Source organism: Streptomyces sp. NPDC059852, assembly GCF_042731455.1.
GTDB lineage: Bacteria > Actinomycetota > Actinomycetes > Streptomycetales > Streptomycetaceae > Streptomyces.
The window spans coordinates 189094-202376 of the sequence record NZ_JBHWJK010000009.1; the positions used below are offsets into that span (position 1 = coordinate 189094).

The 13283-nt window shown below is 71.2% G+C and carries 12 protein-coding genes and 1 riboswitch; of the genes, 10 read left to right on the forward strand and 2 right to left on the reverse strand.

Going from position 1 to position 13283, the window contains the following annotated elements; translation table 11 throughout:
- Window positions 1–87: 87 nt before the first annotated feature.
- From shc to ACFV46_RS14750, 8 genes are all read left to right on the forward strand, one after another.
- A complete protein-coding gene (shc, locus tag ACFV46_RS14715) occupies window positions 88–2109 on the forward strand; it encodes a squalene--hopene cyclase (protein WP_376728734.1) in 2022 nt (673 codons plus the stop codon).
- Window positions 2106–2747, forward strand: coding sequence for a 1-hydroxy-2-methyl-2-butenyl 4-diphosphate reductase (locus tag ACFV46_RS14720; RefSeq protein ID WP_361925138.1), 642 nt, complete (start codon window positions 2106–2108; stop codon window positions 2745–2747). The genes shc and ACFV46_RS14720 overlap by 4 nt, the downstream gene beginning before the upstream one ends.
- A 5-nt stretch (window positions 2748–2752) precedes the next feature.
- A complete protein-coding gene (gene hpnH, locus ACFV46_RS14725; protein WP_055619147.1) occupies window positions 2753–3775 on the forward strand; it encodes an adenosyl-hopene transferase HpnH in 1023 nt (340 codons plus the stop codon).
- A 4-nt stretch (window positions 3776–3779) separates the two neighbouring features.
- Window positions 3780–4955, forward strand: a complete 1176-nt coding sequence (gene ispG / locus ACFV46_RS14730; protein WP_361925142.1) for a flavodoxin-dependent (E)-4-hydroxy-3-methylbut-2-enyl-diphosphate synthase — start codon at window positions 3780–3782, stop codon at window positions 4953–4955.
- Between the two features lie 31 nt (window positions 4956–4986).
- On the forward strand, window positions 4987–6942 hold the full coding sequence (dxs, locus tag ACFV46_RS14735) for a 1-deoxy-D-xylulose-5-phosphate synthase (RefSeq protein ID WP_385498427.1): 1956 nt from the start codon (window positions 4987–4989) through the stop codon (window positions 6940–6942).
- On the forward strand, window positions 6939–8324 hold the full coding sequence (locus ACFV46_RS14740; RefSeq protein ID WP_376728737.1) for an aspartate aminotransferase family protein: 1386 nt from the start codon (window positions 6939–6941) through the stop codon (window positions 8322–8324). The genes dxs and ACFV46_RS14740 overlap by 4 nt, the downstream gene beginning before the upstream one ends.
- Before the next feature lie 74 nt (window positions 8325–8398).
- The gene (locus ACFV46_RS14745) at window positions 8399–9031 is read left to right on the forward strand and encodes a helix-turn-helix domain-containing protein (RefSeq protein ID WP_385498429.1); all 633 of its coding nucleotides are present in this window, start codon (window positions 8399–8401) and stop codon (window positions 9029–9031) included.
- A complete protein-coding gene (locus ACFV46_RS14750) occupies window positions 9028–9150 on the forward strand; it encodes a DUF6126 family protein (RefSeq protein WP_151786912.1) in 123 nt (40 codons plus the stop codon). Before ACFV46_RS14745 ends, ACFV46_RS14750 begins: the two co-directional genes overlap by 4 nt.
- 15 nt (window positions 9151–9165) lie before the next feature.
- On the opposite strand, the gene ACFV46_RS14755 is transcribed toward ACFV46_RS14750, so the two are convergent.
- A complete protein-coding gene (locus ACFV46_RS14755; protein WP_361925150.1) occupies window positions 9166–9963 on the reverse strand; it encodes a tyrosine-protein phosphatase in 798 nt (265 codons plus the stop codon).
- Between the two features lie 465 nt (window positions 9964–10428).
- Window positions 10429–10622: riboswitch (cyclic di-AMP (ydaO/yuaA leader) on the forward strand.
- Between the two features lie 4 nt (window positions 10623–10626).
- Between ACFV46_RS14755 and ACFV46_RS14760 the strand changes: the two genes are divergently transcribed.
- Both ACFV46_RS14760 and ACFV46_RS14765 read left to right on the forward strand, forming a co-directional pair.
- Window positions 10627–11532, forward strand: coding sequence for a peptidoglycan DD-metalloendopeptidase family protein (locus tag ACFV46_RS14760; protein ID WP_385498430.1), 906 nt, complete (start codon window positions 10627–10629; stop codon window positions 11530–11532).
- Between the two features lie 292 nt (window positions 11533–11824).
- Window positions 11825–12610 carry an SGNH/GDSL hydrolase family protein gene (locus ACFV46_RS14765; RefSeq protein ID WP_361925371.1) on the forward strand — a complete coding sequence of 262 codons (786 nt, stop codon included), beginning with the start codon at window positions 11825–11827 and terminating at the stop codon, window positions 12608–12610.
- Between the two features lie 63 nt (window positions 12611–12673).
- Here the strand turns inward: ACFV46_RS14765 and ACFV46_RS14770 are convergent, their stop codons facing one another.
- Window positions 12674–13273, reverse strand: coding sequence for a TetR/AcrR family transcriptional regulator (locus ACFV46_RS14770; RefSeq protein ID WP_376728772.1), 600 nt, complete (start codon window positions 13271–13273; stop codon window positions 12674–12676).
- Window positions 13274–13283: the final 10 nt, after the last annotated feature.

Genomic DNA, 13283 nt, shown 5'->3' on the forward strand with positions numbered 1-13283 from the left:
CCGGCCGGTGGCGCTGGACGCAGCGCCCCGGCCGACGGCGGACCCACAGCAGACGCACCGCTTGCAGCACTGCACGAAGGGGAAGCCATGACAGCGACGACCGACGGAAGCACCGGGGCGGCCCTGCCGCCCCGGGCCGCCGCGGCCAGTGACATCCACAGCGAGACCCCCCTGGCGGCCGGGGCGCACGAGGCCGCCGAACGCGCCGTCCGGCGCGCCACCGACGTCCTCCTGGCCCGCCAGGACCCCGAGGGCTGGTGGAAGGGCGACCTGGAGACCAACGTCACCATGGACGCCGAGGACCTGCTGCTGCGTCAGTTCCTCGGCATCCGGGACGAGGAGACCACCCGGGCCGCCGCCCTCTTCATCCGCGGCGAGCAGCGCGACGACGGCACCTGGGCCACCTTCTACGGCGGGCCGGGCGAACTGTCCACCACCATCGAGGCCTACGTCGCCCTGCGGCTGGCCGGCGACGCCCCCGACGCACCGCACATGGCGAAGGCCTCCGCCTGGATCCGGGCCCGGGGCGGCATCGCCGAGGCCCGGGTGTTCACCCGCATCTGGCTGGCCCTGTTCGGCTGGTGGAAGTGGGAGGACCTGCCCGAACTCCCGCCGGAACTCATCTACTTCCCGACCTGGGTGCCGCTCAACATCTACGACTTCGGCTGCTGGGCCCGGCAGACCATCGTCCCGCTGACGATCGTCTCCGCGAAGCGCCCGGTGCGCCCCGCGCCCTTCCCGCTCGACGAGCTGCACACCGACCCGGCGAACCCCAACCCGCCCAAGCCCCTCGCCCCGGTGGCGAGTTGGGACGGCGCCTTCCAGCGGCTGGACAAGGCCCTGCACAAGCTGCGCAAGGTCGCCCCACGCAGACTCCGCAGAGCGGCCATGAACACCGCCGCCCGCTGGATCATCGAGCGGCAGGAGAACGACGGCTGCTGGGGCGGCATCCAGCCCCCGGCGGTCTACTCGATCATCGCGCTGCACCTGCTCGGCTACGACCTGAAGCACCCGGTGATGCGCGAGGGGCTGGCGTCCCTGGACCGCTTCGCCGTGTGGCGCGAGGACGGCGCCCGGATGATCGAGGCGTGCCAGTCACCGGTCTGGGACACCTGTCTGGCCACCATCGCGCTGGTGGACGCGGGCGTGCCCGCCGACCACCCGCAACTCGTCAAGGCCGCCGACTGGATGCTCGGCGAGGAGATCGTCCGGCCCGGCGACTGGGCGGTCCGGCGCCCCCAACTGCCGCCCGGCGGCTGGGCGTTCGAGTTCCACAACGACAACTACCCCGACATCGACGACACCGCCGAGGTGGTCCTCGCGCTGCGCCGGGTCCGCCACCACGACCCCGAGCGCATGGAACGCGCGATCGGCCGCGGGGTGCGCTGGAACCTCGGCATGCAGTCCCGCAACGGGGCGTGGGGCGCCTTCGACGTCGACAACACCAGCCCCTTCCCCAACCGGCTGCCGTTCTGCGACTTCGGGGAGGTCATCGACCCGCCGTCGGCGGACGTCACCGCGCACGTCGTCGAGATGCTCGCCGTCGAGGGGCTCGCCCACGACCCGCGCACCCGGCGTGGCATCGCGTGGCTCCTCGCCGAACAGGAGCCCGACGGCTCGTGGTTCGGGCGCTGGGGCGTCAACTACCTCTACGGCACCGGGTCCGTCGTCCCGGCCCTGGCGGCCGCGGGCTTCCCCGGCTCCCATCCGGCGATCCGCCGGGCCGTCGCCTGGCTGGAGTCCGTCCAGAACGACGACGGCGGCTGGGGCGAGGACCTGCGCTCCTACAAGTACGCCAAGGAGTGGAGCGGCAAGGGCGCCTCGACCGCCTCGCAGACGGCCTGGGCGCTGATGGCGCTCCTCGCGGCGGGCGAGAAGGACTCCAAGGCCGTGGAACGCGGCGTCGAGTGGCTGGCCGCCACCCAGCGGCCGGACGGCACCTGGGACGAGCCGTACTTCACCGGCACCGGCTTCCCCTGGGACTTCTCGATCAACTACCACCTCTACCGGCAGGTCTTCCCGCTGACCGCACTGGGCCGGTACCTGTACGGGGAACCCTTCGCCGGCAAGGCGACCGCCCCCGCTGCCGACGCCGAGGGGAGCGGATGAACCCACAGCCCGCCCCGGCCCCGCTGCTGATCGCCTGCGCGCTCGGCATCGAGCAGATCGCCCTGCGCACCGGCGACCGGGGCGGGGCCGGCGGGCCGGTCACCGTGCTGCGCACCGGCATGGGCCCCCGTTCGGCCGAGCGCTCGGTGACGCGTCTGCTGGCCGATCCGGCGCTGGCGGAGGCCGCCGTCCTCGCCACCGGCTTCTGCGCGGGCCTCGCCCCCGGGATGCACCCCGGCGACCTCGTGGTCGCCGAGGAGACCCGCGATCCGGCGGGAACCGTTCCGTGCACGGGGACCGACCTACTGGTCAAAGCACTCATGCGGTCCGTCCCGGGCCGCACCGTCCACACCGGACCGCTCACCGGCTCGGACCATGTGGTCCGCGGTCAGGAACGGTCCGATCTGCTCACGACCGGCGCGATCGCGGTCGACATGGAATCCGCGGCCACGCTCCTGAGCGCCGTACGCACGGGCGAGCGCCCGGTTGCGGCCGTCCGGGTGGTCGTGGACGCTCCAGAACATGAACTCGTCCGGATCGGCACATTGCGCGGTGGAATATCGGCCTTCCGCGTTCTTCGTTCCGTTCTGCCTGCTTTCTATGAATGGCACCGTTCCTTGCTGCTCCCCAGGAGGTGAGCCAGATGGCCATGCCGCTGCGCCAGTCCATCAAGGTCGCTACTTACTTGGCTGAACAGAAGCTCCGCAGGCGTGACAAGTTCCCGCTCATCGTCGAGCTGGAACCCCTGTTCGCCTGCAACCTCAAATGCGAGGGCTGCGGCAAGATCCAGCACCCGGCGGGGGTCCTGAAGCAGCGCATGCCCGTGGCGCAGGCCGTGGGCGCGGTTCTGGAGTCCGGGGCGCCGATGGTGTCCATCGCCGGTGGCGAGCCGCTGATGCATCCGCAGATCGACGAGATCGTGCGGCAGCTCGTGGCCAAGCGCAAGTACGTCTTCCTGTGCACCAACGCCATGCTGCTGCGCAAGAAGATGGACAAGTTCACGCCGTCGCCGTACTTCGCGTTCGCCGTGCACATCGACGGCCTGCGGGAGCGCCACGACGAGTCCGTGGCGAAGGAGGGCGTCTTCGACGAGGCCGTCGAGGCGATCAAGGAGGCCAAGCGGCGCGGCTTCCGGGTCACCACCAACTCGACGTTCTTCAACACCGACACCCCGCAGACCATCATCGAGGTGCTCAACTTCCTCAACGACGACCTCCAGGTCGACGAGATGATGATCTCGCCCGCCTACGCCTACGAGAAGGCGCCGGACCAGGAGCACTTCCTCGGCGTCGAGCAGACCCGCGAGCTGTTCAAGAAGGCCTTCGCCGGCGGCAACCGCCGCAAGTGGCGGCTGAACCACTCGCCGCTGTTCCTCGACTTCCTCGAGGGCAAGGTGGACTTCCCCTGCACGGCCTGGGCGATCCCGAACTACTCCCTCTTCGGCTGGCAGCGCCCCTGCTACCTGATGAGCGACGGCTACGTCCCGACGTACCGGGAGCTGATCGAGGACACCGACTGGGACAAGTACGGCCGGGGCAAGGACCCGCGCTGCGCCAACTGCATGGCGCACTGCGGCTACGAACCCACCGCCGTCCTCGCCACCATGGGCTCGCTCAAGGAGTCGCTGCGCGCCATGCGTGAGACCGTCTCCGGAAACCGGGAGTGACCCCATGACCGCCATCTCCTTGGGCGTCCCCGAGGTACCGGTCCGGCCGGTCGCCGTGCGACGTGCGTCCCGGCGGATCCAGGTCGGCCCGGTGGCGGTCGGCGGCGGCGCCCCGGTGTCGGTGCAGTCGATGACGACGACGCGTACGTCCGACATCGGTGCGACGTTGCAGCAGATCGCGGAGTTGACGGCGTCGGGCTGCCAGATCGTGCGGGTGGCGTGTCCGACGCAGGATGACGCGGACGCGCTGGCGACGATCGCGCGGAAGTCGCAGATCCCGGTGATCGCGGACATCCACTTCCAGCCGAAGTACGTGTTCGCGGCGATCGAGGCGGGCTGTGCGGCGGTCCGGGTGAACCCGGGCAACATCAAGCAGTTCGACGACAAGGTCAAGGAGATCGCGCGGGCCGCGAAGGACCACGGCACGCCGATCCGGATCGGTGTGAACGCGGGGTCGCTGGACCGGCGTCTGCTGCAGAAGTACGGCAAGGCGACGCCGGAGGCGCTGGTGGAGTCGGCGCTGTGGGAGGCGTCGCTCTTCGAGGAGCACGACTTCCGGGACATCAAGATCTCCGTGAAGCACAACGACCCGGTGATCATGATCGAGGCGTACAAGCAGCTCGCCGCCCAGTGCGACTACCCGCTGCACCTCGGCGTGACCGAGGCCGGCCCCGCCTTCCAGGGCACCATCAAGTCCGCGGTCGCCTTCGGCGCGCTCCTCTCCCAGGGCATCGGCGACACCATCCGGGTGTCGTTGAGCGCTCCGCCCGCGGAGGAGGTCAAGGTCGGCATCCAGATCCTGCAGTCGCTCGGGCTGCGGGAACGGCGGCTGGAGATCGTCTCCTGCCCGTCCTGCGGCCGGGCGCAGGTGGACGTCTACAAGCTGGCCGAGGAGGTCACCGCGGGCCTGGACGGCATGGAGGTGCCGCTGCGGGTGGCGGTCATGGGGTGTGTCGTCAACGGCCCCGGCGAGGCCCGCGAGGCCGACCTGGGCGTCGCCTCCGGCAACGGCAAGGGCCAGATCTTCGTCAAGGGCGAGGTCATCAAGACCGTCCCCGAGTCGAAGATCGTCGAGACCCTCATCGAGGAGGCGATGAAGATCGCCGAGCAGATGGAACAGGACGGGGCCGCATCGGGCGTCCCCACCGGCACGGGGAAACCGGCAGTGACGGTGAGTTGAAGCACGGCACGGACCGAGAGGGGGCCCGAGCATGACGATTCTGGAGAGCATCCGGGGACCACGTGACCTGAAGGCGCTGTCCGAGGCGGAACTCGGTGAACTGTCCGACGAGATCAGGGAGTTCCTGGTGCACGCGGTCGCCAGGACCGGCGGGCACCTCGGGCCCAACCTGGGGGTGGTGGAGCTGTCCGTCGCGCTCCACCGGGTCTTCGAGTCGCCGGTCGACCGCATCGTCTGGGACACCGGCCATCAGAGCTATGTGCACAAGCTGCTGACGGGGCGTCAGGACTTCTCCAAGCTGCGGGGCAAGGGGGGCCTGTCGGGCTACCCCTCCCGCGAGGAGTCCGAGCACGACATCGTGGAGAACAGCCACGCCTCCACCGCCCTCGGCTGGGCCGACGGGCTCGCCAAGGCCCGCCAGGTGCAGCGGGAGAAGGGGCACGTCGTCGCGGTCATCGGCGACGGGGCGCTGACCGGCGGCATGGCCTGGGAGGCGCTGAACAACATCGCGGCCGCCAAGGACCGGCCGCTGATCATCGTCGTCAACGACAACGAGCGCTCGTACGCCCCGACCATCGGCGGCCTCGCCAACCACCTGGCGACCCTGCGCACCACCGACAGCTACGAGAAGATCCTGGCCTGGGGCAAGGACGTCCTGCTGCGCACCCCGCTGGTCGGCCACACGGTCTACGAGTCCCTGCACGGCGCGAAGAAGGGCTTCAAGGACGCCTTCGCACCCCAGGGCATGTTCGAGGACCTGGGACTGAAGTACGTCGGCCCCATCGACGGGCACGACATCGGGGCCGTCGAGTCGGCGCTGCGGCGCGCCAAGCGCTTCCACGGCCCGGTGCTGGTGCACTGCCTCACGGAGAAGGGGCGCGGCTACGAACCCGCCCTCGCCCACGAGGAGGACCACTTCCACACCGTCGGCGTGATGGACCCGCTGACCTGCGAACCGCTCGCGCCGTCGGGCGGGCCGTCCTGGACGTCGGTGTTCGGCGACGAGATCGTACGGATCGGCGAGGAGCGCGAGGACGTCGTCGCGATCACGGCGGCCATGCTGCACCCGGTCGGCCTCGGCAGGTTCGCGGAGCGGTTCCCGGACCGGGTCTGGGACGTCGGGATCGCCGAGCAGCACGCGGCCGTCTCGGCGGCCGGCCTCGCCACGGGCGGACTGCACCCGGTCGTCGCCGTCTACGCCACCTTCCTCAACCGCGCCTTCGACCAGCTGCTGATGGACGTCGCGCTGCACCGCTGCGGGGTGACCTTCGTCCTGGACCGGGCCGGTGTCACCGGCGTCGACGGCCCCTCGCACAACGGCATGTGGGACATGTCGATCCTCCAGGTCGTCCCCGGCCTGAGGATCGCCGCGCCCCGGGACGCCGACCAGCTGAGGGCGCAGCTGCGGGAGGCCGTGGCCGTGGACGACGCCCCGACGCTGGTGCGCTTCCCGAAGGAGTCGGTCGGACCCTCGATCCCGGCCGTCGACCGGGTGGGCGGGCTCGACGTCCTGCACCGCGGCGGACCGGACCAGGACGTCCTCCTCGTCGCCGTCGGTGTGATGGCCCCCGTGTGCCTCCAGGCCGCCGAACTGCTCGAGGCGCGCGGCATCGGCTGCACCGTCGTCGACCCCCGCTGGGTCAAGCCCGTCGACCCGGCGCTCGCGCCGCTGGCCGCCCAGCACCGGCTGGTGGCCGTGGTCGAGGACAACAGCCGCTCGGCCGGGGTGGGCGGTGCCGTGGCGCTCGCGCTCGGCGACGCCGACGTGGACGTGCCGGTGCGGCGGTTCGGCATCCCGGAGCAGTTCCTCGCGCACGCCAAGCGGGGTGAGGTGCTGGCCGACATCGGCCTCACGCCCGTCGAGGTCGCCGGCCGGATCAGCGCGAGCCTCGCCCTGAAGGAGGCCGCGGGCGGTTCGTCCGACCCGTCCGACGGCGGCCGTCCCGCAGGCCGCCCCGTCGCGTCAGTCAAGGAGAAGGCTGAATGACCACCGAGTTCGACCTCGGCAGACTCCTCGCCGAGCGCGGAGCCGAGCGCTACGAGCTGCACACCCGGTACCTCAACCACCAGCTCCCGCGCATGCTGCACACCATCGGCTTCGACAAGGTGTACGAGCGTGCCGAGGGCGCCTACTTCTGGGACGCCGACGGCGACGACTACCTCGACATGCTCGCCGGGTTCGGGGTGATGGGCCTGGGCCGCCATCACCCCGTCGTCCGCAAGGCGCTGCACGACGTGCTGGACGCCCAGCTCGCCGACCTCACCCGCTTCGACTGCCAGCCGCTGCCCGGGCTGCTGGCGGAGAAGCTGCTCGCCCACAGCCCCCACCTGGACCGGGTGTTCTTCGGCAACAGCGGCACGGAGGCGGTGGAGACCGCGCTGAAGTTCGCGCGGTTCGTCACCGGCCGCCCCAGGGTGCTGTACTGCGACCACGCCTTCCACGGGCTGACCACCGGCTCCCTGTCCGTCAACGGCGAGTCCGCCTTCCGGGACGGCTTCGCGCCGCTGCTGCCCGACACGGCCGTCCCGCTCGGCGACCTCGACGCCCTGGCGCGGGAGCTGGGGAAGGGCGACGTGGCCGCGCTGATCGTCGAACCGATCCAGGGCAAGGGCGTGCACGAGGCCCCGCCCGGCTATCTGCGGGCCGCCCAGGAGCTGCTGCACCGGCACAAGGCGCTGCTCATCGCGGACGAGGTGCAGACCGGCCTCGGCCGCACCGGTGACTTCTACGCCTACCAGCACGAGGAGGGCGTCGAACCGGACCTGGTGTGCGTCGCCAAGGCGCTGTCCGGCGGCTATGTGCCGGTCGGCGCCACGATCGGCAAGGACTGGATCTTCAAGAAGGTCTACTCGTCCATGGACCGGGTGCTCGTCCACTCGGCGAGCTTCGGCTCCAACGCGCAGGCCATGGCGGCCGGGCTGGCTGTGCTGTCCGTCATGGAGGACGAGCAGATCGTCGCGGGCGTCCGGGCCACCGGCGAGCTGCTGAAGTCGAGGCTGGCCGCCCTCACCGACAAGTACGAACTGCTCGCCGACGTGCGCGGACGCGGCCTGATGATCGGCATCGAGTTCGGCCGCCCCGACTCGCTCAGACTGCGCAGCCGCTGGACGATGCTCCAGACCGCGCGCAAGGGCCTGTTCGCCCAGATGGTGGTCGTGCCGCTGCTGCGCCGGCACCGCATCCTCACCCAGGTCTCCGGGGACCACCTGGAGGTCATCAAGCTGATCCCGCCGCTGATCATCGGCGAACGCGAGGTGGACCGGTTCGTCGACGCCTTCACGGACGTCATGGACGACGCCCACAGCGGCGGAGGTCTCATGTGGGACTTCGGCAAGACGCTGATCAAGCAGGCGGTCGCCAACAGGTGAGTGCGGCTCCGCACCGGCTTTGCCTCTGAGGCAATAAATTTGCCCCGGAGGCAAGCCTGCGGCTGAATGGGAGCATGAGCTCTCCCGAGAACCCGCCCGGTGACGGGGCGGCCGGGCCGGCCGAGTCCCTGCCGGCCGTCGCGCCGCAACTGCGGGCCCTGCGCCGCCGGGCGGCCCTCACCCTGGAGGGCGCCGCCCGCGCCGCCGGGCTGTCGGCCGCCCATCTCTCCCGGCTGGAGACCGGCCAGCGGCAGCCGTCGCTGCCGATGCTGCTGGCACTCGCCCGCGTCTACGGTACGACGGTCGGCGAGCTGCTCGGCGAGAGGGTCCCGGACCGGGATGCCGTCGTACGCGCCGCCGACATGGAACCCACCGCCGCCGGCGGCTGGACGTACTGGCAGGCCGGAGTCTCCGGCCGCGGGATGCAGGCCCTCCGCGTCCATGTGCCGTACGGCTCGCAGGGAGACATCGTGCGCGTGCACCCCGGCGAGGAGTGGCTCCACGTCCTCAAGGGACGGCTGCGGCTGCGCCTCGGGGACACCACGCACCGGCTCGCCCCCGGGGACAGCGCGCACTTCGACTCGCTGACCCCGCACCGGCTCGCCGCCGAGGACGACGGCGGTGTCGAGCTCCTGTTCGTCCACACCCTGTTGCAGAGCCCCACGGCCACCCTGTGCCTGGGCCCCACCCCTGGAGTGACGCCATGACCGACATGGAGGAGAAGTTCCCCCGCGCCCTGTGGGTGCGCCTCATCATCTACATCGCGGTGGGGCACGTCTTCGCCGCCTTCATCTACTTCCTCTTCGAGGCCGGCGGCGGGAAGTAGGCGCGCCCCGCGCCCTCAGTCGAGCAGCCGCCCCCGCAGACGCTCCCGCGCCTCGGGGGTGAGCCGCAGGCCCTGCTCCAGGTAGGTGTCGACGTCGCCCCAGGTCTCGTCGATCGTGTCGAAGGCGGCCTGCAGATACTCCGCGCGCGCGTCGAAGAGGGGGCTCAGCAGCTCCATGACCTCCGGCGAGTAGGCCGAGGGGGCGTCGCTGCCGCGCCGCACCTTGTAGCGGCGGTGCTTCTCGTTGGACTTCAGGTAGTCGGCGACGATCGCCTCCCGCTCGACGCCGACGGCGAGCAGGGTCACCGCGATCGACAGGCCGGCGCGGTCCTTGCCGGCCGCGCAGTGCATCAGCGCCGGAACGCTGTCCTCCACCAGGGAGCGCAGCACCTGGGCGTGCTCACCGGTGCGCTCCGTGACGATGGAGCGGTAGGAGGCGATCATCCGGGCCGCGCCCTTGCCGTCCGCCAGGATCTCCCGCAGCTGGTCGAGATCGCCGTCGCGGACCATCTTCCAGAACTCCGCGCCGTCCGCCGGGTCGGACAGCGGCAGGTTCACATTGCGGACGCCCGGCAGCTCGACGTCCGGGCCCTCCAGCCTCTGGTCCGCCGCGTTGCGGAAGTCGAAGATCGTGTGCAGTCCCAGCGAGCCGAGGAAGGCGGCGTCCTCGGCGGTGGCGTGGGCGAGGTGGCCGCTGCGGAACAGCACGCCGTGCCGCACCCGTCGTCCGTCCACGGTGGGCAGGCCGCCCACGTCGCGGAAGTTGCGCACACCGGCCAGCTCGGGCTCGGTCGACGGGATCTGCTGCGTCACGGGGGCTCCTCCCGGTCGGCCCCGCCGGCGCGGCTCGGCGGTGAGGCCGGCGAGGTGCGCCTCCGACGATACGACATGGCTGTCTGCGCCAATCACTTGTCCACAGGCGACAGCTCGGGAGTAATAGCCTGAAACGGACGAAGTAGTCGTATGTCGGTATTGCCCATGCCGGAAAATCGCCCGCGTCACATCTGGGCTTTCTGTCCGAATTGATGCCTTCACTCCAACTCGCTCCGTAATAAGGAAAGCTGGAGCAGCGTCACGTGAGGAGCGTCATACCGGTGACGGTGCGTCGCCCGTCATGTTCACGTAATCGGCCTTCCTTTCATGGGGATTCGAGGATGGCGGCCCCTTCGAAATGCACGCAGGGTGACCGGTGAATCCCGTAAGGGATCAAGCCGAACGCATTCGGGCGGAACCCCTCACTTGTTCCCATGCGTCCTTCTCGCTTACGTTCGCCACCAATCCGGACGGACGCCGAATCCTGCCGCCGACCGGAATCCGCGCACACTCACCCGTACACGGCAGGAGCGGGGGACCCACAGGTACGTCGCCTGTTCCGGTCCCGGAACAGGCTCGGGGTCAAGTCGCGTCCCGACGCGGCCGGGCATCTCCAGCCCGCACCCGACAGCTCACCTCGCAGGCGCCGGAGAGGAATTCGCCATGCCCGCGAAGGGTAAGCATCGCCGTCCCAAGTCCCTGCGTCTCACCCGCACGATCGCCGTCGCCGGAACCGGTGGCGCCGCTCTCGCGCTGCCGCTGATCGGGGCCACCGGCGCCCACGCCGCGACCGGCCAGTCCGCCCCGGACAAGACGGTCCAGTCCGTCCAGGCCGCCGCCGAGAAGGCCCCGGCGCAGAAGACCTCCACCCAGACGCGCACCTACGAGGTGAAGCGCGGCGACTACCTGGCGAAGATCGCCGACGAGCAGGACGTCCGCGGCGGCTGGAAGAAGCTGTACGCCGACAACCGCCAGGCCGTCGGCGCCGACCCGTCGCTCATCCACCCGGGTCTGAAGCTCTCGATCGGCAAGAAGGCCGCGACCGCCGCGCCCAAGGCGTCGGCTCCGTCCACCGCGCCGTCCAAGCCGTCCGCGAAGCCCGCCGCGCCGAAGAAGGCCGCGACGGCCGCCCAGAGCGCGGACGCGACGAGCACCGTCAACGGCTTCACCGCCCCGGTGTCCACCGCCGCCGTCGGCACCTCGTACAAGGTGGCGGGCAGCATGTGGTCCAGCGGCTACCACACCGGCGTGGACTTCTCCGCCGCCACCGGCACCCCCCTGAAGGCGGTCGGCGCCGGCACCGTCGTCTCCGCCGGCTGGGGCGGCGCCTACGGCAACCAGGTCGTCATCCGGCTCGCCGACGGCTACTACGCCCAGTACGCCCACCTGTCCTCGCTGTCCGTCTCCAGCGGCCAGACGGTGACCGCGGGCCAGCAGATCGGCCTCTCCGGCGCGACCGGCAACGTCACCGGCCCGCACCTGCACTTCGAGATCCGCACGACGCCCGACTACGGCTCGGACGTGGACCCGGTGGCCTACCTCCGCTCCAAGGGCGTCGCCATCGGCTGACCGCCCCACCGCACGGCGCGCACCTCCCTGACACGCATGCGCACCACCTGCCTGACACGCAGCCGAAGGCCGGACCCTGATCCCCGGGTCCGGCCTTCGGTGTGTCCTGAGCTCCACGCGCGGCGTTTCGGCGGTCAACGCCCCCGCGAGGAGCGGTATTCCGGGTTTGGTGAAGGCTTTGGCAGTGGCTTATCTCACCGCTCGTCAACCCTTTCCTACGGTCGCGTAGGTCACATCGGAAGGTGAATCATGTCCCGACGTGGCAGACGATTCGAAGAGTGACAGCAGAAGAGTGATCGGGTCGTACGTCGCGGTGGGGGACAGCTTCACCGAGGGCGTCGGCGACCCCGGCCCCGACGGGGCGTTCGTCGGCTGGGCCGACCGGTTCGCGGTCCTTCTGGCCGACCGGCGTCCCGAGGGCGACTTCCGGTACACGAACCTCGCCGTGCGCGGCAGACTGCTCGACCAGATCGTGGCGGAACAGGTCCCCAAGGTCGTCGAACTCGCCCCGGACCTGGTGTCGTTCTGCGCGGGTGGCAACGACATCCTGCGGCCCGGCACCGACCCCGACGAGGTGGCCGAACGGTTCGAACGGGCCGTCGCCCGGCTCGCCTCGGCGGCGGGCACGGTCATGGTGACGACGGGCTTCGACACCCGTGGCGTGCCCGTGCTGAAGCACCTGCGCGGCAAGATCGCCACCTACAACGGGCACGTCCGCGCCATCGCCGACCGCTACGGCTGCCCGGTGCTCGACCTGTGGTCCCTGAAGACCGTCCAGGACCGTCGGGCCTGGGACAGCGACCGGCTCCACCTCTCTCCCGAGGGGCACACGCGCGTGGCGCTGCGCGCGGGCCAGGTCCTCGGCCTTGAGGTCCCGGCCGACCCGGACCAGCCCTGGCCGCCGCTCCCGCCCCGCGGGACGCTGGAGATCCGGCGCGACGACGTCCAGTGGGCGCGCGAGTACCTGGTCCCGTGGATCGGGCGGCGCCTGCGCGGGGAGTCGTCGGGCGACCATGTGATCGCCAAGGGCGCGCTCTCGGCGTACGACATCAAGATGCGCATCGAGTCGGTGGCCTGAGCCCGGCGGCCCGGCCGGGGGACGGCGGGGCCGCCCGGGACCGTTCCGGTCGCGGGCGGCCGCTCACCGTGCCGAGGCGGTCAACGCCGTCCGCTCCAGGCCCAGCTCCCGGGCCAGCGCCTCGTCCACCCACTCCTGGGCCCGCGCGCGGGACAGCGACCCGGGATACGACGTCAGCTGGACGGCGAGACCGTCGAGGAGGGCGGTCAGGCGCAGCGCGGCGGCCGCCGGGTCCGGGCAGCTGAACTCGCCCGCGGCCACGCCCTCCTCGAGGACCCCGGCGAGGGCGCTCTTCCACTGCCGGTCGAGCTCGCGCGTGACCTCCCGCAGGGCCGGTTCGCGCAACGCGGCCGCCCAGCCCTCGATCCACAGCCGCCAGCCCTTGGCGTGACCGGTCGGCGCGTACCAGCGCACGGCCGCTCGCAGCCGCCGTACCGCCGTCGTCCGGCGGCCCAGAATCCCGCGCAGCCGCGTCAGGTCGCCCTCGGCTGCGTGCGCGAACGCGGCCGCGACCAGCTTCTCCTTGGTGTCGAAGTGGTAGAGCACCAGCGCGTTGCTCACCCCGAGCGCCGAGGCGACGTCGGCGATCCTGACCGCCGCCACACCCCGCGCCTCTATCTGCTCCACGGCGGCCCGCAGCAGGTCCGCCCGCCGCTCCGCCACGCTCAACCGC